The 22337-nt window shown below is 45.0% G+C and carries 17 protein-coding genes; 7 read left to right on the top strand and 10 right to left on the bottom strand.

The genetic code is table 11. From position 1 onward, the window contains the following. Positions 1–153: 153 nt before the first annotated feature. Both NBH14_RS19180 and NBH14_RS19175 read right to left on the bottom strand, forming a co-directional pair. A complete protein-coding gene (locus NBH14_RS19180) occupies positions 154–918 on the bottom strand; it encodes a DUF6599 family protein (RefSeq protein ID WP_128132885.1) in 765 nt (254 codons plus the stop codon). Continuing rightward, entirely contained in the window at positions 915–2069 is a 1155-nt protein-coding gene (locus NBH14_RS19175; RefSeq protein ID WP_186960677.1) for a DUF362 domain-containing protein, read from the bottom strand. Before NBH14_RS19175 ends, NBH14_RS19180 begins: the two co-directional genes overlap by 4 nt. 159 nt (positions 2070–2228) lie before the next feature. Between NBH14_RS19175 and NBH14_RS19170 the strand changes: the two genes are divergently transcribed. From NBH14_RS19170 to NBH14_RS19150, 5 genes are all read left to right on the top strand, one after another. Continuing rightward, positions 2229–2615, top strand: a complete 387-nt coding sequence (locus NBH14_RS19170) for a thioesterase family protein (protein WP_186960676.1) — start codon at positions 2229–2231, stop codon at positions 2613–2615. Between the two features lie 90 nt (positions 2616–2705). Beyond that, positions 2706–3986, top strand: coding sequence for a phosphopyruvate hydratase (gene eno, locus NBH14_RS19165; RefSeq protein WP_128132882.1), 1281 nt, complete (start codon positions 2706–2708; stop codon positions 3984–3986). 216 nt (positions 3987–4202) lie between these two features. After that, positions 4203–4931, top strand: coding sequence for a nitroreductase family protein (locus tag NBH14_RS19160; protein WP_186960675.1), 729 nt, complete (start codon positions 4203–4205; stop codon positions 4929–4931). Positions 4932–5050: 119 nt separating this feature from the next. Continuing rightward, a complete protein-coding gene (locus tag NBH14_RS19155) occupies positions 5051–5401 on the top strand; it encodes a DUF8478 family putative metalloprotein (protein ID WP_128132880.1) in 351 nt (116 codons plus the stop codon). 82 nt (positions 5402–5483) lie between these two features. Then, positions 5484–7796 (top strand): TonB-dependent receptor, encoded by a 2313-nt coding sequence (locus NBH14_RS19150; protein WP_186960674.1) that lies wholly within the window; start codon positions 5484–5486, stop codon positions 7794–7796. A 77-nt stretch (positions 7797–7873) separates the two neighbouring features. Here NBH14_RS19150 and NBH14_RS19145 read toward each other — a convergent pair whose 3' ends face one another. The 8 genes from NBH14_RS19145 to NBH14_RS19110 form a co-directional block, all read right to left on the bottom strand. Continuing rightward, a complete protein-coding gene (locus NBH14_RS19145; RefSeq protein ID WP_186960673.1) occupies positions 7874–8260 on the bottom strand; it encodes a DUF2023 family protein in 387 nt (128 codons plus the stop codon). Between the two features lie 44 nt (positions 8261–8304). Further along, the gene (gene fldA / locus NBH14_RS19140) at positions 8305–8814 is read right to left on the bottom strand and encodes a flavodoxin FldA (RefSeq protein ID WP_186960672.1); all 510 of its coding nucleotides are present in this window, start codon (positions 8812–8814) and stop codon (positions 8305–8307) included. Between the two features lie 99 nt (positions 8815–8913). Continuing rightward, on the bottom strand, positions 8914–11202 hold the full coding sequence (locus tag NBH14_RS19135) for a RelA/SpoT family protein (protein WP_186960671.1): 2289 nt from the start codon (positions 11200–11202) through the stop codon (positions 8914–8916). Between the two features lie 93 nt (positions 11203–11295). Further along, positions 11296–12822 (bottom strand): lytic transglycosylase domain-containing protein, encoded by a 1527-nt coding sequence (locus NBH14_RS19130; RefSeq protein ID WP_186960670.1) that lies wholly within the window; start codon positions 12820–12822, stop codon positions 11296–11298. A gap of 7 nt (positions 12823–12829) precedes the next feature. After that, a complete protein-coding gene (locus tag NBH14_RS19125) occupies positions 12830–13552 on the bottom strand; it encodes a DUF5683 domain-containing protein (RefSeq protein WP_224264229.1) in 723 nt (240 codons plus the stop codon). Positions 13553–13573: 21 nt separating this feature from the next. Next, positions 13574–14458 carry a ParB/RepB/Spo0J family partition protein gene (locus NBH14_RS19120; RefSeq protein WP_128132877.1) on the bottom strand — a complete coding sequence of 295 codons (885 nt, stop codon included), beginning with the start codon at positions 14456–14458 and terminating at the stop codon, positions 13574–13576. Positions 14459–14466: 8 nt separating this feature from the next. Beyond that, the gene (locus NBH14_RS19115; protein WP_186960669.1) at positions 14467–15231 is read right to left on the bottom strand and encodes a ParA family protein; all 765 of its coding nucleotides are present in this window, start codon (positions 15229–15231) and stop codon (positions 14467–14469) included. A 392-nt stretch (positions 15232–15623) separates the two neighbouring features. Continuing rightward, positions 15624–19280 carry a DUF6383 domain-containing protein gene (locus tag NBH14_RS19110; RefSeq protein ID WP_186960668.1) on the bottom strand — a complete coding sequence of 1219 codons (3657 nt, stop codon included), beginning with the start codon at positions 19278–19280 and terminating at the stop codon, positions 15624–15626. 1138 nt (positions 19281–20418) lie between these two features. Between NBH14_RS19110 and surE the strand changes: the two genes are divergently transcribed. Together surE and lpxB are read left to right on the top strand one after the other, a co-directional pair. After that, positions 20419–21183, top strand: a complete 765-nt coding sequence (surE, locus tag NBH14_RS19105; protein ID WP_186960667.1) for a 5'/3'-nucleotidase SurE — start codon at positions 20419–20421, stop codon at positions 21181–21183. Continuing rightward, positions 21180–22313 carry a lipid-A-disaccharide synthase gene (gene lpxB / locus NBH14_RS19100; RefSeq protein ID WP_186960666.1) on the top strand — a complete coding sequence of 378 codons (1134 nt, stop codon included), beginning with the start codon at positions 21180–21182 and terminating at the stop codon, positions 22311–22313. The genes surE and lpxB overlap by 4 nt, the downstream gene beginning before the upstream one ends. The last annotated feature ends 24 nt before the right edge of the window (positions 22314–22337 follow it).

The raw sequence follows: 22337 nt of genomic DNA, 5'->3' as shown, positions 1-22337 counted from the left end.
AGTTAACCTGTTTCATAAATAAGCAAGAAATAAGTCAACCGTTATTATTATTAAGTTTAAACCGAGTCAACCTTTTATATATATAAGACTGAAAGTAGTCAACTAAAAACGTTAACATACAGAAACTCGCGTTTCCTCCGCAGGAAACTGGTATCAGAATCCGAAACCGCCATGAGTATCCTCTTCCGCTTCCTGTTCCTTACCGGTTAGATAAATGAAATCGTTCCCACTCCGGATAATATCGGAGGCAGGGACTTTTTCTTTTAGCTTATCTATCTCGCCCTTTTCCTTGACACAAACCAGGGCACGATAACTCTTCGAAGGTTTGTCGGCCACAAACCAGACACCCGTATAGGCAACACCTTCCAGATAATGCATCAGCGAAGTGCTGACCCCGGATATGCCGATAGGCCCCCGGAAGAATTTAACTTTGCCCGAATAAGGAGACAATCCTTCCAACTGTTCCGGGAAGGCCGGATTATCCTTGCCATCCATCGGCAGATAATAACGAATTACCGCGTCCGCCTTACTTTTTGCCGCCGCCGAACCGGAAGGAAAAACGACCGACACATATTTATTCCCAGCCACAGCCTGCAACTGGTAAGGCGACAGACAATCGATACACCCCAAAGTATCCGCCCGCTGGCATCTGAACACATGGAGCGAATAAATACCGAATGCGTCCTCCGGCGTTGGCATATCATAAATCTCAACCGTATATTCCTGCCCTTCGTAAACGACATCGCGGGCTACCAGCTTACTGACGCCGTATTCGAGGAACTGTTCCGCTCCCCCGTTCATAAAACCATAAAGGCCGGAACCGGTAAATTCGCGCTCCCTTTTTACCTCAACCTCCTGTGCTGCCAGGAAAGCCGGGATAAACATCAAAAGTCCCAACCAGTGTATAACGTGTTTCATGCCTGCAAATTTATTTCGACCAGTTCTATCTTTTCCTTATCGGCTACTCCCAGCTTAAACTCCTGTGCCATATCCATAAAGGCACGTGCCCCGGCTTTCTCTTCCTCCTGCACGCCTTCTTCGATACGTTTGGCAATCACCATATCATAACCGATACGGTCGACTGCCACCGGGTCGCTTCCCGCCAGAATCGTATTGTAATGACAGATAAACTGCGGATTGGCAGCCGGCCCGCCATCGAAACAGCCAATCATACCGTCGGTAATATTCAATACCACCTTATCACGCAAAGGAGGAAAGGCACAAGCCGAAGCGCAGGTGTCGTGCCACATCGGGCCGTGAAGCCGCGCCGTATTGGTAACAGAGCCGAAAGCCAGGTTCTTCATACAGGAAGTAATCGTCGTTCCCGCATTCTTCAGCACCGGGACGTTGATGATTTTCGTCACCATCTCCGTACATATCTTTGTGAAGTAAGAGTATTTTCCGCCATTAATCATGAACGGCATGGTGTAGGCATCATACTCGCCCTCCAAATCAACAAAGTAATATTGCTCCTTGTCAATCCGTTCTTCCCCGTAAAACTTTCCTTCGGCATTGATATAGCTGCCGTTCTCATCGGCGTATTCCGTTCCGATGATGCGGATATCGGGGTAATTCTCCGGAGTAAAGCCGGACTCTTTCAGGTCTGCCTCCCGCCTGTCCCAGATAACGATGTTATTCCGGGAGATGCCGGCCTCTTCCAACTGGTTAATAATAGATTGCGTCAGAGCGTGCGAAGTAGACAGCAGCTTCCCGGCAATCGGATTCACTTTCAGCCCGATTACATCATCGGGACCGACAAATTGCAGCCATGCCTCTTTCAGATTTTCTTTCCCCGTCAGGTTCAACAGGCAGTTCCGAAGCATTTCATAAGCAGCTTCCTCCGACGGTTGCCCGTCGACAATACAACCGGGGTGAGTCGCTTTTACCACTTTTCCGGGATATTTGCCCGGCATGGAGTTCTCATTCCGGGGAATGGCAAGGGCATCCTTTATATTGGTTGCCGGCTTCTCTTTGACCGCCTGCGCCGAAGGGGCAGCCTTCACGATGGGAGAAAAAGCGACACTCGCCCCTCCAAGGGCTAACGAACGAAAAAAGTTTCTTCTTTTCATGGCATTACATTATTAAGTCTTTAGCCTGCTAAGGTATTGATTTTCTCCGGTGCATCTCCCCTTTTGACAGTTATTAGTACAACAAATCACTTTCCGCAGGTATTGGTAGCAAACAAGAAAGTATTTACTTTTGCCGAATTCTTTATAACTCAATAGAACATGCTGGAAAAAGGATTACAACACACAAGCCGTACGATAGTAAGTGCAGCTAACTCAGCCCGGACAATGGGGTCGGGCGACCTGGAAGTTTTTGCCACTCCCTCGATGGTTGCACTGATGGAGAATGCAGCGATGCGGGCCGTAGCCGCCGGACTGCCGGAAGGTTCGACGACGGTCGGGGCACAGATGAATACCTCCCATATCAAACCCTCCCCGATGGGAGAAGAAATAACGGCAACCGCCACACTTGAAGAAGCCGAAGGCCGGAAACTGACTTTCAAAGTAGTGGCGCACGACTCCAAAGGCGTAATCGGCGAAGGGACACATATCCGCTTTATCGTGGATAAGGAGAAGTTCCTCGCAAAGATTTACCCTACCGACAAATAGGTATTTTACGGGCGTAGAATGCCCATTTATAGTGATTTCACGTTCTCCGTTATCTTTCTACATTTGTTCCGTCTTAAAAATGAACAAACAATGAAAATAGAAAAGATTACAGGACGTGAAATCCTCGACTCAAGAGGTAACCCTACCGTAGAAGTAGATGTATTGTTGGAATCAGGCGTAATGGGAAGAGCTTCCGTTCCTTCCGGAGCTTCTACCGGCGAACACGAAGCACTCGAATTACGCGACGGCGACAAGAAACGTTACTGCGGTAAAGGTGTACAGAAAGCTGTTGAAAACGTTAATAAGATAATCGCTCCGGCCCTCGTCGGCATGTCTGCTTTGGACCAGGTCGGTATCGACCATGCCATGTTGGCACTGGACGGGACAAAGACCAAATCAAACCTCGGAGCAAACGCCATCCTCGGTGTTTCCCTGGCTGTTGCCAAAGCGGCTGCCAGCTATCTGGATATTCCTTTATACAGATATATTGGCGGAACTAACACATACGTTATGCCGGTTCCGATGATGAACATCATCAATGGCGGTTCACACAGCGATGCTCCCATCGCTTTCCAGGAATTTATGATTCGTCCGGTTGGCGCCTCTTCTTTCAAGGAAGGTCTGCGGATGGGCGCCGAAGTGTTCCATGCATTAAAGAAAGTGTTACACGACCGTGGCCTGAGCACTGCTGTTGGTGACGAAGGTGGCTTCGCTCCCGCACTGGAAGGAACAGAAGATGCACTGAACTCTATCCTTGCCGCTATCAAGGCTGCCGGATACGAACCGGGTAAAGACATCATGATTGGCATGGACTGCGCTTCTTCCGAATTCTACAAAGACGGTATCTATGACTACACCAAGTTCGAAGGCGACAAAGGCGTAAAACGTACTTCTGACGAACAGGTAGACTACCTGGAAAAACTAATCAACGAATACCCCATCGACTCTATCGAAGACGGTATGAACGAAAACGACTGGGAAGGCTGGAAAAAACTGACCGACCGTATCGGTAACCGTTGCCAGCTGGTCGGCGACGACCTGTTCGTTACCAACGTCGATTTCCTGTCAAAAGGTATCCAGGAAGGTTGTGCCAACTCCATCCTTATCAAAGTAAACCAAATCGGTTCACTGACAGAAACATTGAATGCAATCGAAATGGCACACCGCCACGGCTATACAACCGTAACATCACACCGTTCAGGTGAAACGGAAGATGCTACGATTGCCGACATCGCCGTTGCAACCAACAGCGGACAAATCAAGACCGGTTCACTGAGCCGTTCCGACCGCATGGCTAAATACAACCAGCTCCTCCGCATCGAAGAAGAACTGGGCGAACGTGCCGTTTATGGATATAAAAGATTGAAATAATATCATAATCGCTAATTTGCACACTTAAGGCTAAAGTTTTTAGAAGAGCTTCCCCGTGAGGAGAGGCTCTTTTTGCTTGACCTGCTGAAATTTTGTTAATAATCCTTCCGTCCGGAATACAATTAACTCACAATTATGTTATAATTTTACATCAGTTGTTTTTAGGCGAAAATCTATCAGATAAGAAAGAAGTTATTTAATTAAACAGAATCAAAAATGAATTTAGCAGAAGTCTTGCAGTTCCGCCGTTCCGTGCGGATATACGATAAAGAAAAACCGATAGACCCGGAAAAGGTCAAACAATGTCTGGAACTGGCAACGCTGGCTCCCAACAGTTCGAACATGCAATTATGGGAATTCTATCAAATTACAGAACCCGAATTATTAGCAAAGATTTCGAAGGCTTGTCTGGGTCAGACAGCAGCCTCCACAGCTCCGGAAATAGTTATTTTCGTTACCCGTCAGGACTTATATAAGAAACGGGCAAAATTCGTTCTCGAGTTCGAGAAAGGGAATATCCTGCGGAACAGTCCTGAGGAACGCCAGGAGAAACGTATCAAAGACAGAGAATTATATTATGGGAAAGTAATGCCGTTCCTTTATGCCAGATTCTTCGGTTTGCTGGGATTTTTAAGGGTTGTACTGGCTAAAAGCATCGGCCTCTTCCGCCCTATGGTACGTGAAGTTTCCGAAAGCGACATGCGCGTCGTCGTTCACAAATCCTGTGCACTGGCTGCCCAGACATTTATGATTGCCATGGCAAATGAAGGATACGACACTTGCCCTTTAGAGGGTTTCGACAGTACACAAATCAAAAAACTATTGAAATTACCGCACGGTGCCGGGATAAATATGGTCATTCCATGTGGCATCCGAAAAGGTAACAGAGGCATCTGGGGAGAACGATGCAGAGTGCCGTTCAACGAAGTTTATCATAGGATTTAATCTATCTTTCAAACGGGGAGAGGCTCCTGTTTTCATACCTAGCAGTAGGTATTTAATACAGATTTAATACCAGACTTGCCATTTTATACCGTATAATACCTTATATTTGCAACAAGGTGATGGAGAAGTTCAGGAAATATCTGCGTATAGCGCTCCCCGCACTGTTTATTGCGTATCTGGGATGCCTGATTGCGTTTACCCACGTCCATATCGTGAACGGGGTAACGATAGTCCATTCGCACCCTTACCATAAAACGGACGACGGCCGACCGGACCATGAACATGGTTACGCGGAGTTCCAGTTGCTTCATCAGCTTTCTACGATTCAAATCAGCGGAGCAGCGTTTGTTTCGATTCTGCTTGCCGCTTTTCTTACTACATTATTTATACTCAGAAATAATCCGGTCTACCCGGATTACCTGCTCCCTGTACGGGGAAAGTTATCTCTTCGTGCCCCTCCTGTAATCTGATACATACGGACTTTTTTTGTTAGGATGCCTGTGTTCAAACAGGTACATCCCTTGTATTACCTATTTATCAGAACAAATTAAAATGAATAAGATTATAACACTTATGCTATGCCTTTGCTGTGCCGTTACGGTTGCACAGGCAACAGGAGACGACGAGAAAATGAACGCTTCGGATGCCAATGTATTCGGACATGTACTGGACAAAGAAACAGGCGAACACCTGCCTTTCATCACCGTTATGCTGAAAGGGACCACCATAGGGACCACCACGGACAATTCCGGTCATTATTTCCTGAAAAACCTGCCCGAGGGCAAGTTTACACTCGAATTCAAATATCTCGGATACAAAACCGTGACCCGCGAAGTAACCTTGGTAAAAGGGAAAACACAGGAAATAAACGTCGAGTTGGAAGAAGACCGGATTGCCCTGGACGGCGTAGTCGTCTCGGCAAACCGGAGCGAGACTTCGCGGCGCCTGGCTCCCACCCTGGTCAATGTCATCGACTCGAAGCTATTTAAAACGACCAATGCGGTAAATCTGGCGCAGGGACTGAATTTCCAGCCAGGTGTACGTGTTGAGACAAACTGCCAGAATTGTGGTTTCCAACAGGTACGTATCAATGGGTTGGACGGACCTTACACACAAATCTTAATCGACTCGCGCCCAATCTTCAGCGCCCTTTCGGGAGTATACGGACTGGAACAGATTCCGGCAAATATGATTGACCGTGTCGAAGTGATGCGCGGCGGCGGCTCAGCCTTATTCGGCTCTTCCGCCATTGCGGGGACCATCAATATCATAACTAAGGAGCCATTACGCAATTCCGGAGAACTGACACATACGATTTCTTCTATCGGAGGAAGTTCAGCCTTCGATAACAACACGACACTGAACGCTTCGCTGGTGACCGACAACAGTAAAGCCGGCATGTACATCTTCGGTCAGAACCGCCATCGTTCCAGCTACGACCATGACGGTGACGGTTATACCGAACTGCCGAAACTTAAAAACCAGACGGTCGGTTTCCGTTCCTACTTGAAAACAAGCACTTACAGCAAGCTGACATTCGAATATCATCACATGAACGAATACCGCCGTGGCGGTAACCTGCTGGACCGTCCGCCCCATGAAGCGGATATTGCTGAACAACTGGAGCATTCCATCGACGGCGGAGGCCTGAAGTTCGACCTTTTCTCTTCCGATTACAAACATAGACTCAGCGTCTTCACTTCGGCCCAGAACACCGACCGCGACAGTTATTACGGTACAACACAAGACCCGAATGCCTACGGCAAGACTACCGACCTTACTTTTATGGCGGGAACACAGTATGCCTACAGCTTCGACAAGTTCCTGTTTATGCCGTCGGACCTGACAGCCGGACTGGAATACAATTACGACCATCTGAAAGATGAAATGATAGGCTACAACCGCTATACGAACCAGAAAGTCCATATCGAAAGCCTTTTCCTGCAAAACGAATGGAAAAACAAAATGTGGAGTTTCCTGATCGGAGCACGTATGGATAAACATAATATGATAGATAATGTGATATTCAGTCCGCGTGCCAATGTACGTTTCAATCCGACGGAGGATATCAATATCCGTGCCAGTTACTCCAGCGGCTTCCGTGCCCCACAGGCTTTCGACGAGGATATGCACATCTCTGCCGTGGGAGGTGAAATTGCGATGATACAACGTGCAAAAGACCTGAAAGAAGAGAAATCGCAGAGTCTCAGCACATCGGTCGACTTCTATCACCGTTTCAAGAACGGAATCCAGACAAATTTCCTGATTGAAGGATTCTACACCAGCCTGAGCGATGTCTTTGTGTTGGAGGATATCGGTAAAGACGAGCAAGGTAATATCATCAAGGAACGCCGTAACGGTTCGGGAGCCAAAGTGATGGGACTGACGCTCGAAGGAAAAAGCGTTCTCTCTTCCTGGCTGTCCTTACAGGCAGGCGTCACCTTGCAGCGCAGCCGTTACAACGAGCCGGAGAAATGGAGCGATAACGAGAATGTCCCGACAGAACGGAAGATGTTCCGCACTCCCAATACCTATGGCTACTTCACCTCGACACTGACTCCGCTGAAACATTTCACAGCAGCTTTGTCGGGTACTTATACCGGAAGCATGCTGGTACAGCACCTGGCCGGCTATATCCCGATGGACAAGGCGGTCAAAACACCGGACTTCTTCGACATGAACATCAAGCTGTCATACGACTTCCACATCTACAAAGACATCAACCTGGAAGTAAACGCCGGTGTACAGAATATCTTCGAAGCCTACCAGTCCGACTTCGACCAGGGACGCAAACGCGACTCCGCCTATATCTACGGACCGGCCGCACCGAGAAGTTATTTTGCGGGGATTAAGATTTCTTATTAGAAATAATTGAGATATATGAGAAAACCCCCGCTATCCCAAGCGGGGTAACGGGGGTAAATAAACAATTTTAGGGAAAACTATCCTACCATACCAGCCAGGTCGGATGACAATGCCTGTTTCTTCTTTGTGCAGAAACGTTCGCACTGCATGCAGATATCATATCCTAATAAGGCGCCGAGAATAAAATCTTCCTCAGGAGTAAGCAAGTTCAAAGGACGGGTAACCAGCAAACGGATTGCTTCAATACATTCAGGTCTGCCGAAATAAATATTCACACTCCGCTCACCGGCATCCTGCTTCACGTAGCAAATCTGCTGGCTTTCCAGACGATCGGTGGCAATCTTTTCATAAGATTTATTGATCGTGCATAAAACCATGCTTCGTATCCCCTTTTTATATTCGTAGATATGATTCAGAAAAACTTTTACCTCTCCGGGAATCTTATTCTCTTTGGCCGTTACCATCGTACTGACTGATATTACCTTAAAAACTAATACATGAAAATCAATTATTCCAATCCTTCTTTCTTCAAAGAATCAATCCATGAGTCAAGACGGGATTCCGTCTGGTCGTCTTCATTCAGTTCGTCCAACGGAAGTCCGACAAACTGACCGTCGACAACGGCTGTCGAATCATCATAAGAGTAACCGTCTGTTGCCACATTTCCGATAAATGTGCACCCAGTACCCTGAAGGTCCGTATAAATTGTTCCGATAGCGTCACAGAACGTGTCGCTGAAAGAGGAAGAGTCGCCGCAACCGAAAATAGCCACGAGCTTACCGGATAAATCCAGTTTCTTTATCTTGGCAAGAAAATCATACCAGTCATCCTGCAAATCGCCGGCGCCCCAGGTAGAACTACCCAGTATCAAAACCTCATAACCAGCCAGGTCGGAAGGAGAAGCCTTCGCCACATCGTACAGGTTAGAAGCATCCACGCCTAACTTGGCTGCTATACGTTTTGCAATATCCTCTGTTGTCCCGGTTGAAGAACCGTAAAAAATACCTATTGTCTTCATCTTATTCTATTTTTAATTGACAAAGACAAAGGTCAGATATCTCCCTTACAAAGGCAATACCTATAAATGTGTATTTTAGAGGGTTAAAATACCTACCGATTAATCAGCCACACGACCGACCGACTTTATGTTCTTTATCTTAGAAAGCGTCACACACATCTTCTGTATGTCTTCCACATCATGCACTTTCATCTTAATCTTTCCTTCAAACACACCGTCTTTCGCTTCAATAAGCAGACGCATAATGTTTACACTGAACTCGTCGGAGATTGTTTTAGTGATTGTGTTCAGAACGCCAATCGAGTCGATACCTTTCACTTCGAGAGTCGCCTCAAAGGAAGCATTCTTATGGCTGCTCCATTCGGTATTCAGGATACGTTCGCCGAAACTGCTCTTCAAGCGCATGGCAATCGGACAGGAGCGTTTATGGACAACCACATTACCGTCATCGTTGATGAAGCCCAGCGCATCGTCACCCGGAATAGGTTTACAGCATTCAGCAATGACATAATTACGTTCGAATGCTTCTTCACGAAGGATATAAGGTTTCGATTTATCGTATTTTGCTTTCGGTTTTTCTTCTTTCTGTACCTCTTCTTTCTCCTTATTATTCTTGACACCGACTCCTAACGCCTGTTTTACATACTTAAATAACACATTATCGGTCTTTTCCTTCAACAGCTTCTTTATATTTTCCGGCAGAACGACATCGCCCTTTTCCACGGCATAAAAGAATTCCTCCCGCTTGGAGAAACCGAAATACATGCACAACTTATCCAGATTGGACGTACTTGCCTCCATTTCGGAACGCTTAAAGGCTGCAATCACCTTCTCCTCACCCACTTTGGCTGCATCCTTACGGGCACGCTTCAATACGGCATCGATCTTTGAACGGGCTTTTGCCGTAGTAACAAAATTAAGCCATTCCGCTTGCGGCTCCTGTGAACGGGAAGTCAGTATCTCCACCTGGTCTCCACTGGCCAGCGGATGACTAAGAGGAACCAGGCGATGATTTACTTTCGCACCGATACACTTATTACCGATATTGGTATGCAGTGCATAGGCAAAGTCAAGCGCAGTTGCTCCCTGGGGAAGCGTTTTTATATCCCCTTTCGGGGTAAACACGAATATTTCAGAGGTAAATAGGTTCAGCTTGATTGTATCCAGAAAGTCGAGGGCATTCGGGTCCGGACTTTCCAGGATTTCAGTAATTGTCTGAAGCCATTTATCGAGTTCGGTATCTTCTTCTACGCTGTGTTCTTTATATTTCCAGTGTGCGGCAAATCCTTTCTCGGCAATATCGTCCATACGCCGGCTACGAATCTGTATTTCCACCCACTGCCCATCGGGACCCATGACTGTCAGGTGCAACGCCTGGTATCCGTTAGCCTTCGGACGGCTTACCCAGTCACGGATTCGGTCCGGACGAATCCGGTAAATATCAGTAATGGCGGAATAGATATCCCAGCACATATTCTTTTCATCCACCCCCGGCAGCGGGTCAAAAATGATACGGACGGCATACAGGTCGTAGATATCTTCAAAGGTAATCCCTTTGCTCTCCATCTTGTTCCAGATAGAGTAAGCAGATTTCACACGGGCTTTCATCTCATAATGCAAGCCCATTTCTTTCAGTTTCTTATCGACCGGAATTGCAAAATGTTCGAAAAGCTTATTACGGCTTTCCTCCGAGGCTTGCAGTTTCTGTTCGATAAAATCATATTCCTGAGGATGCTCATATTTAAAACTCAGATCCTCCAGTTCCGTTTTGATGGTGAAGAGGCCCAGGCGATGAGCCAAAGGTGCATAAAGGTACAGTGTCTCTCCGGCAATCTTGAATTGTTTGGCCGGAAGCATCGAACCCAAGGTTCGCATATTGTGCAGACGGTCGGCGATTTTGATCAGGATTACACGGATATCGTCACTCATGGTAAGCAACAACTTACGGAAGTTTTCCGCCTGTGCCGAAGCCTGTTCTCCGAAAATACCACCGGATATCTTAGTCAGCCCATCTACAATCTGGGCAATCTTCGGACCAAACATATCACTGATATCCTGTACGGTATATTCCGTATCCTCCACCACATCGTGGAGCAGGGCCGAACAAATAGAAGTCGACCCCAATCCCATTTCACGGCAAACAATCCGTGCAACGGCAATGGGGTGCATGATATAGGGTTCGCCGGACCGGCGTTTCACGCCGGCATGCGCCTGATTGGCAAAGTTGAACGCCTTAGTAATGCGCTCCACCTTCCTCCGGTGATTTGAATTCAGATAGTCCTCCAGCAGCTCATTAAATCCATCTTGGATCATCTTCTCGTCTGCCGTCATAGCGGGTAACATGTCACCGGCTTCCTTTGTGTCTTTTGTGTCTATCGCATCACTCATGGTTACAACCTCTTCTTTTTATACAACGTCTGTAACCACAAATATACAAATATTCATCAAAAATCAGCACGGAAGCCAAGAAAATAGCAAGTTTTATCCCACAGGAATTTTCAGAACCTGTCCGGGACGGATATTTGCATTCGGTAATCCGTTCGCCTTTTGTATCAAAGCTGCCGACACACCGGGGTACTTTTTCGATATCGTGTAAAGAGAATCTCCCGATTTCACTTGATAAGAGACATAGCCATTACCCTGTGTCTCAACTATTTCCGAAGGAGAAGTCGTTTTAGGTATCGCCTTAGACTTTGCTGTTGAAGCAAAAGCCACCCCGCCATTATCCACATACAAAGTCAATCGCCGCCCGTTAGCCAGCTTGTTCGACTTCAGACCGTTCCATTGACGTACTTCTTTCGGAGTCACTCCATACCGGTCGGCTATCGCATAGATATTTTCGCCGGAAGCGACACGATGAGTAATCTTTTCGCGGTTGGAAGACTTTCCGCCGTCTTTGTCGGACGGATTATAAGCCAGACAATTCTCCAGCAAATCTTCTGCACGGTGCGTATAAATCGTATCTTCTTTGTCGATGAAAGCATACGTCTGGTTTACCGGCAACTTCAACACAGACGGCTCCGTGTTTCCGGGGATAATATCGCGCTTATATTGCGGATTCAAGGCACGGACCTGTTGAATATCCATTTGTAGTATATCCGCCACCTGCTCCAGATGCAGTGCTTTAGTGACAACGACCGTATCGGTAGCCAGCGGCATACTGGTCTGTATCGGACAGATATTATGATCGCAATAATAGTTCATAATATAATTTGCCGCAATGAATAACGGCACATACGAGCGGGTTTCTTTAGGCAGATAAGGGAATATCTCCCAAAAATCAGTCTTCCCTCCGGAGCGACGGATGGCTTTATTTACATTTCCCGGTCCGCAATTATAAGAAGCCAGCACCAGATTCCAGTCACCATAAATAGCATACATATCTTTAAAATAACGACAGGCGGCATGTGTAGCCTTTACCGGATCACGACGTTCGTCAACAAGGCTGTTGATCTCCAGTCCGTAAATCTTTCCGGTCGGAAGCATGAACTGCCATAAGCCGCAGGCACCGACACGTGATAAAGCAACAGGATTCAGGGCACTTTCCACCACGGCCAGATATTTCAGCTCGATTGGCAAGTCATGTTCATCCAGCACCTGTTCGATGATCGGAAAATAAAAATCCGCCATACCCAGCATATAGCGTACCAGATTACGGCGGCGGTCGGCATATAAATCGATGCAATCGCGTACTACCTTATTATAAGGTAAAGAAATAACACGCGGAAGGCTTTCCAGACGTTCCCGGTAGACAGAGTCAGGGAACCATACATTTGCGGCATCGTCATGGCAATATTCATCTTTCTTGGAAAAGTATTGCACATGCCAGGAATGAAGCAGGCTGTCGACATCCGCATCCAGACTTTCGGGTATCAGACCGACATCAACCGACAGGGAGTCGGCGGAAAGGTCCGAATACTGAGGTTCTTCATTTTCAGTTATTGTTTCCTGTGCACGGGCAACAGTAACGAAACAGCAGAAACAGAGTAATGATAATAAGTATTTCATGTATTAATTAGAATTTTATACTGCAATTCAGGCCATATATTCGTTCACTGACGCTGGTCTTAGGCATCACCATCGGTTCCACCCGCATACTCAGGTCAGGAGATATATCAAAGTCGAACAACTGGGCATCCACATAAGCATCGATCATACAGATAGCATAAACGCCGGCTGTGATAATAATACTCAAATCCCTGTAACGACGAAAATAGTCCTTACGGCGCTTGATGTTATCCTGATAAGATGCAGTCGTAATAAATTTTTCCGGATCATATCCGTTCTTCTTCGCAATATCCGTCCATGAACTGCTCCATTTAGACGGATCATCCGCATTGTTTTTCACATCATACATCAAATCAAAATAGGCCGTCGAATAATCCTTATAATTCTTGTTATTCCAGGTTATCGCATAGATACAGCCCATAAAACCACCATACACAATAGGTAATTTCCAGTAAGCCTTGTTATATATCTGTCCCAATCCCGGCAAAATAGCCGACAAAATAACCGCCTTTGTCGGATTGGGTTTGAACGGTTTCAGATCTATTTCCTTCCCCTTTACCCGGCTCGCAGAGTCAGCCGACTGAAGTACAGCCTGCACCGTTGAGTCGGGTGGTGCAACAACAACCGTATCGGCGTCGAGTATAACCGCCTTGCCTTGTGCTTTTGTATATAAAGAGATACCCGTAAGCACCACCAGCAAGCACAGTATCCTGCTTATTTTTAATTTCATCCTCACGAATCTACCGTCAACTTATTTCAATTTATCCAACAGACCGATCAGTCTTTCCAGTTCTTCTTCCGAGGTAAAAGGAATCGTGATGCGTCCTTTTCCCTTCTCGTTGCACGCCAATTGTACCTTCGTATTAAAGAATCGGGACAAATGATCCTTCAGCAGGTTAAATTCTTCGGGAAGCATCGGTTTGCGTCCGGCTGTCTTCTCTTTCTTTTCTGCCGCTACAGCTTCAGCTCCGTTCCGCACGATCTCTTCCACATTACGTACGGAAAGCCCTTCCGCCAATATCTGTTCATACAGAGCCAGCTGCACTTCCGGATCTTCGACCGGCAGCAGGGCACGTGCATGTCCCATATCAATCTTCTTGTCTTTCAACCCCATCTGTATCTCGGCAGGCAACTTCAGCAGGCGCAGATAATTGGCAATAGTCGCCCGCTTCTTTCCTACCCGTTCGCTGAGTTTTTCCTGAGTCAGACCGTAGCTATCTATCAGTTTCTGATAGGCCAGTGCAATTTCTATCGAGTTAAGGTCTTCACGCTGTATATTTTCAATCAGCGCCATCTCGACTACATTCTCGTCGGCTGCCGTCTTGATATAGGCTGGGATCTGTTCCAGACCTGCCATCAGAGAGGCACGGTAACGACGTTCGCCGGAGATGATCATATACTTCTCGGTTCCGATCTCTTTCAGGGTTATCGGCTGGATAACACCCAGGGAACGGATAGAAGTAGCCAGTTCCTCCAGTGTTTCTTCCTCAAATATAGAACGGGGTTGATCCGGATTGGGCTGAATCTTGCTCAGTTCTATCTCACTGATAGAAGACGAACCGCCTGTCTTCAGGTCGTCCATCGTGATCAAAGCATCCAATCCACGGCCAAGAGCCGATCTTTTCATTACTGCCATAATTCTACTTATTTGTTTTTGTCTATCAGCTCCTGTGCCAACTGCATATGATTGAGCGCTCCTTTCGATTCGGCATCGTAAAGCAATACCGGTTTACCGTAGCTGGAGGCCTCACTCAGCTTCACATTACGCTGAATAACGGTTGTAAAAACGAGATCGCGGAACGGACGTTTCACTTCTTCGTAAATCTGGTTGGCCAGGCGAAGGCGCGAATCGTACATCGTCAGCAGGAATCCCTCGATTTCCAAAGCCGGATTCAGCTTTGACTTAATAATTTTTATCGTATTCAACAGTTTACTGATACCTTCCAATGCAAAATATTCACATTGTACAGGGATCATGACCGAATCAGCTGCCGTAAGGGCATTTACTGTAATCAGCCCCAGAGAAGGAGAACAGTCAATCAGGATAAAATCGTACATATCCTTCAGGGGAACGAGAATCTGTTTCAGAATTTGTTCCCGGTTCTCCATGTTCAGCATTTCAATCTCCGCACCCACCAGGTCGATATGCGACGGGATAATATCCAGTCCTTCCACCTCGGTCGGGATAATGGCACCTTTCGCATCCTCACCATTCACCAGGCATTCATAGATGGACAACTCGACACTGCGAATATCCACACCCAGACCGGAGGAGGCATTTGCCTGCGGGTCCGCATCAACAACAAGCACCTTCTTTTCGAGTGCAGCGAGGGATGCAGCCAGATTAATCGTGGTCGTTGTCTTACCAACTCCACCTTTCTGATTTGCTAAAGCGATAATCTTTCCCATACTTCGTCTATTAATTCGGAGGCAAAACTAAACATTAAAAACCTAACGAAATCAGGTTTAAGCAAAACAATGCTCGTTTTGTTGAAAAGTCGCCCTAACTGTTGATAACTTGCAAATATAAACAGAATATTTAATAACTTGTTCCAAATGAGGAATATGCATATACTTTTTTGGAAATGATAACGAAGTTTTAAAAATACGAAGCCTCCCCGATATCAACCGGAGAGGCTTGTTTTGTGTCTGCGTTCCTCCTTCTCAGGAGTACTTGACAGAAGAACTTTATTTTATTACTTAATATTCATCATCCCACTTGTTCACCCGTCGCAGGCTACTGAATGGCTCTCCCGAAGGAGAACCATTACGCGGAATGATTATTTTTGATTATAAATTTCTTATTTAATAATTGCTTTAACAGCGCTTTCGCCTTCAACAGCTACGAATACAATACCTGCAGGAACAGAGATTGTAGCTTCGCTGGAAGTGATTACTGTGTTAGCAATTGTCTGACCAAGAACGTTGCTGATAGCAACAGTCTTACCTTCAGCACCCTTCACTACAACAGCACCAGGAATTACAGATACAGATACTTCTGTAGTCTTAACACCTTCGTTTTCTGTCGGAGTTTCGTCAGTCTGACCGAAGTGGAATACCTGAGACTGGTTGATTACTTCGTTGATAGAAGCAGAGATGTCTTCATGATCACCTGTCGGTGTAATCTGAGCCAATACAGGAATACCGTTATGAACTTTCACCCAAGCACCAGCGAATGAACCGATAGCAGAACCCTGACCATTAGATTCCATCAGGAAGCCTTCACTTGCATCAGCAGTTTCATCAGCCTGGTCATTGATCTTTCTCAGAGAGAATGCATAGTTCTTATGAGCACCGTCAAGTACATTAGCTACAGAATTAGCACGAAGCAAATCGAAGTCAATTACTTTTGTTCCTGTTTCTGTATTGTTAACGATAGTAGTAACATCTGCCAAAGTCTTACCATTCTTCAGGATATAAAGAGTTTCTGCAGTAACATTACCCTTAGCATCAGTTGTTACCTGATGAACACCTTCTACAAATCCTAAACGAGTGTAATTTTCGAATTTGAATTTGTCAGCATCAGTCATTACATTATTGTTAGGCTGAACAGAGTCAGTATAGTTAACCAAGAAACGACCTGCCACGTAACCATTGTAAGCTACATAGTGATTGTCATCAGCAGCTTTTGCTTCAGCTTCAGTTTCCCAATAACCATGAGTTTTGCTGCCACACAGGAATCCGTCAGGAATAGAATCAACGCCTACAGCAAACAAGTACTGAGGCATGAATTGATTAGAAGACAGAACTTTGTCAACATACATAGCAGCAGCGTCAGCTGAAACACCCTTACTTTCAATACCTAAGAACTGAACGTCTGCGATCGGTTGAGAAGCGCTTACGTTTTTGCTGTCATTTCCGTCTTCGAACAGATATTCGTTTGCATTACCGCTCTTTCTGTAGATCTTCACTACATTGTTCATCGGCATGTCATAATCAGCAGTCATATCGATATACTGCGGACGGATCTTGTGCTGGAAGTAGAATGCAGAAGCACGATCTTCAGGATTGTCGTTCAAGCTAGAGAAACGTAATGTACCCAGACCATCTACAACATTAGCCTTGTTCCAACCATTAGAAGTTTCTAATGTTCCATTTGTATTTTGAATGTCTACCAATACATAGCAAGTATCAGTTACAGCATTATTAACATCAGAACGTACCTGGTCAGCTTTCAGATAGAAGTAAGCCCACTTAGCATTTACACCGTCGATATCAGCTTTCTTAACTGCTTCGTAGTAGTAATTGTTATCCTGTGCATTTTTAACCAATGCAAGATACTTCTTATCGTTGTCTAATAAATTAGCATCTTTCAGTTTCAGAACATAAGCTGTTCTTTGCAAATTCTGATGACCTGCCAACGGATAACCAAAACTGTTCACAATAGCACCACCATTGTTAGGCAATGTTGCTTCAGCGATTTCATAGATTGTAGGATCTGTTGCTTCTTCAGCTTTAGAGATCTTACCTACTTCACTCTGCAAATACAGGTTATCGTTATTGAAATGGTAATACTTGATAGTATAGTTGTTTTCAATACCATTGCTCAGTTCATCAACAGTGAACTTCTTGTATCCGTGATAAGCAGTCTTAGCGATCGGAGAAGTTACAGCAGTGAAGATGATAGAATCCTGAACACCCAGATTCTGGTTATTGAACATACCCTTGTTATCATTTCCACCTACATAAGTACGGTCGATAAAGCGGTAGATTGTTTCACCAGCAGCAGTAGTTCCCATATTATACAACTGACCTTCAAATACCTGATCAGCATATTCACGGTTGTGAATCTTCACACGACGTGCTACGCTTGAAGCATCGTTGCAATCCAACTGTTCAACAACCCACTGTGTAGCAGGCATCAAAGAGAAGTCCTGATCCATTGCCTGGTTGTCATACATCATGTTACCTTCCATGTTCTCAACGATATACATACCGTTAGCACGTTCTACAGAAGATTTAGTTGTATACAGATTGATGAAATACAAACCATTAGCAACTGTACCGCGAGTCAGATATTCGAACGGACGTACAATAGATGTTTTTACCTTAAATTCATCACGGTTGTCTCTGGCAACTGTCAGTACCGGATTAGTTTGCCCCGGGATTGTAGCAGCTGTTAAAGAAACAGTATTAGAACCTGTAGTAGCGTATGTTTTAGTATTAGTAAACGTATTTGCTACAGTATAATCGTTTTCGAAATATTGTGTACAAGCTTTTGAAGCCTTCCAATCTGTATGAGCATTGAATTCAGCATCTTCCTGTACAGCAGCATTCAACGGTTCGATCAGCAAGCTGTCATTTGTCGGGAAATAAGTCGCTTTGAAGTAGTAGCGAGCTTTCATATAATCACCATCTGTTGAAACCGGAGTTTTTACGGCAAACTGAACAGAAGGAGAAACTGAAGGAGCATATTTTTCTTCCTGATAACGAGCTGTATCAGCCAACAGATATTTGTTACCGATCTTGAAGTTCAGGTTGAATTTATTTGCAGCAACTTCTGCCAAACCTAAAGTCAATGCATCTTCTTCTGCAACAAATGATCCTGTAAAAGGAGCAGTACCTTCCAATGTATTCGGGTTGAACAGGAATTCGAAGTTAGTTGCATGGAAATCAGCATCCATACGAGCATTCAAATCGTCAGCAGTCATGATGATCGGATTAGCAACCACCGGCTTAAGATTTACTGCAATAGTAGGAATGTTACCTACTGACGGACCAGCTACATTTGAATCGTAAACAGCAGAAGTCAACAGTACACCTGTTTTATTCATACCGTCAGTAGCCAAATCACCTGTTACTGTAGCATCATCAGCAACTACCAAACACATCACCTGATTGTTTGCCTGATTGTGAAGATAAGAGAATACAGGAGAATAGCCAAAAGGATTTACATTACTGTTTACTGTATACCATGACCAGTTGTCAGTGCAACCATTCATTTCTACAGCAGCTGTTGCTTTAGCATTTGCAGCTGTACCAACAGTTTTTGCAGCACGTTCGTGATCGAATGTCAAAGCGAAGCCAGTTTCTTTGTTTACATAAGTAAACTTACCACCGCTTACACCATCTTCTTTGTCATAGTTGATTGTCCACAAAGAAGCATTCAGAGGAGCTTCGCTGGATTTAACTGCTTTCAGATAAATCTTACCTGTTTCATAATTTCTTTCCTGAATCAATACATAAGGATCTGCGCCATCATCCTGAATATTGTCACCGGCAGTTACCTGTAATTGATAAAGAAGATTGTCTTGGATATGGTAAACATCCTGTGACCAAGCAGCCCCGTTGAATGTTGCACCACCAGTCAAAGCAGATAGACCAGCTTTACCTGTAGATGTTTTGGATACGGAAGTTGTAGCAAATGTGCGATAAGCATCTTGTACAGTCTGTGCATTTGCTGAGAACAACGTTCCTAAAGCCAAGCATCCTACCAGAGTAGAAAACTTTTTGTTCATAATTCTAAAATTTAATATTAATACTAAAGTGTAATAAGTTCTTATTCAATACGATCACCCTCAAAAGGTCCTCTTGACCTATGACTAAAATAATCGATCGTTTTTTCTCGTCAACAAAAGTAAGCATTTGTTTCATTTCGGCAATCCTTTTTCAAATATTTTTTTCAACGATATGTTCTTTCTTATCAATTGAATAGCATCATCTGTATGAATCTCCCGATTTAAGGGACGAACTTCCAAAGTCATGACGAGAAAAAACGATCGTTTTAGCTAGTCATTTCTGCCCTCTCTTTTTAGTCCATTATTCATCTATTTCATCGGATAAAACACCTTTATATATTAATATGTACGCACGTACGTTAATATTATATCCACATAAAGTTGATTTTCAAGTCATACACCCATTCCAAACAGGTGCTGGTCTTTGCTTTCCATAAAATCAAAAACTATTTTACCAACAAATTTATCCATCCAGACGGAATCAGCCTCACAAACCCAATGGTTTATTATCTACAAATCAATCAATTAACTGGTGAATCCGCCATTCTATTCCGGCGTCACCAACACATTATCGCACTATTTTTAATACAGACAGACTCACTCGAACAGGATAGTAAAAGATAAAAAACAGCACACGGAAAATTAAATATTAAACACCCTGAAATTAATGGCAAAATATAGTAACTTTAAATATGTATTGCAAGCCTTACATATAAGTAAAGTATATATTACATTTTAGTAATGGTAGCATTACTTTTTAGTAAAGTATGTATTACAGAAATCAAAGTAAGCAGAAAAATACTTAGAATTACCATACTTATTTCTTAGTTATACGGACGTGACGGCTTAGTTCTCGATAGGTAAAAATAATAACCAACCAGTCATTCCGCTTGCTTTATCTCTTTACGGGGTGACGCCAGACATAACCGCTGGCGTCACCCCATAAAGAGATGATAGTCAACACACAAATACAACAAGTAAATACAGTGACACCCTTTTGATTAAAACAAAGATAATCTTCAGAAACTCAAATTGTACTGTCCGGAAGTAACTTTCTCCGAACGTTAAGAAAAAATTAAAAGCATCCTCCGTCAAAAGATTATCGTTACATTTGTAGTGATATTTAAAAGAAGTTGCGATGAATGATAGACCGCTTATACTGATTACAAATGATGATGGCGTAAATGCCAAAGGTATTAAAGAGTTGACTGAATGCCTGAGAGACCTGGGCGATTTAGTCGTATTTGCTCCCGACGGCCCCCGTTCGGGCATGAGCAGTGCGATTACTTCTGAAAATCCAATCAAATATAATCTGGTGAAGAGAGAACACGGACTTACAATCTACGAATGTACAGGGACGCCGGTGGACTGTGTGAAACTGGCTATCAATGAAGTGCTTGAGCGTAAGCCAGACCTGCTCGTTTCGGGTATCAACCATGGTGGCAATATGGCGATAGCCGTTCTTTATTCCGGTACGATGGGAGCTGCTGCCGAAGGATGCGTATTCGGAGTTCCTTCGATGGGAGTATCATTGCTCGACCATCATCCGGATGCCGACTTTACAGAATGTTGCCGCCTGGGACGTATGGTGGCACGCCGTGTACTGAAAGAGGGATTGCCTGCCGGAACTTATCTGAATCTGAATGTTCCGAAAGTGGATACAGTTAAAGGCATGAAGATTTGCCGTCAGGCTGCCGGAAAATGGGTGAAAGAATACAAACGCTCGGAGAATGGTGCCGGCAAACCGGTATTCTGGCTGACAGGTTCTTTCGAGAATGCCAAACCGATTCATCCGGACAACGATATGCTGGCACTCGACAGCGGATATGCTTCGCTGGTGCCCTGCAAACTGGATGTGACGGATTACGAATGGATGGAGAAATACAAAAACTGGGAAGGATGAAATATTTTCTGATCGCAGGCGAAGCTTCGGGCGACCTACATGCGTCGAACCTGATGGCGGCATTAAAAGAAAAAGACCCGGAGGCGGATTTCCGTTTCTTCGGGGGAGATTTGATGCAGGCTGTAGGCGGCACATTGGTAAAGCATTACAAAGAAATGGCTTTTATGGGTTTTATTCCCGTATTGCTCAACCTGCGAACAATCCTGAATAATATGAAAACCTGCCAGGAAAATATCCGGAAATATCAGCCGGACGTGGTGATATTGATCGATTATCCGGGATTCAACCTGAAAATAGCCAAATTCGTAAAGACAGTGCTGCATCTGCCTGTTTACTATTATATTTCTCCCAAGATATGGGCCTGGAAACAGTACCGCATCAAAGACTTCCGCCGTTATGTAGACCGGATGTTCTGCATCCTGCCTTTCGAAACCGAGTTTTTCCGCAAGCTGGATTATTCGGTCGATTATGTAGGAAATCCATCTGTCGACTCGGTTGCCCAATATAAAGAAAAGCAAGCCAATCGCCCCGATACGTTTATGGCCGATGAAGGACTGCCGGATAAACCCATCTTGGCCCTCCTTGCAGGAAGCCGCCGGCAGGAAATCAAAGATAACCTTCCGACCATGCTCGAAGTGGCAGCTGCCTACCCGGACTATCAGCCGGTTATAGCCGGAGCTCCCGGACTGGAACCGGAATATTACAAACAATATATAGGAAACCATCCTGCCAAAATCATCTTCGGCAAGACATACGACCTGCTGCAACACAGCCGGGCCGCCTTGGTTACCTCGGGTACGGCAACGCTTGAAACATCGCTATTCCGCGTACCGCAGGTAGTCTGTTACTATGTCGTGGCCGGACCATTGGCCAGTTTTATCTTCCGCAATTTCTTCCATACCAAATATATCTCGCTGGTGAATCTGATTGCCGGACGCGAAGTCGTACAGGAATTGTTCGGTGCCCGCTTCTCTTATCAGCAGATACACGATGAACTGGGCAAAATACTTCACGATACGGCTTACCGTCAACAGATGCTCGACGGTTACGACGAGATCATTCAGATGCTCGGAAAACCCGGTGCTTCACAACGTACAGCCGAACTTATTTACCTATCACTGAAGCATTAACATCTTTTATTATTTTCTTTTGCA

Source organism: Parabacteroides caecihominis (assembly GCF_023656785.1).
GTDB classification, from domain to species: Bacteria; Bacteroidota; Bacteroidia; order Bacteroidales; family Tannerellaceae; genus Parabacteroides; species Parabacteroides segnis.
This window is presented reverse-complemented; position numbering and strand designations above follow the sequence as displayed.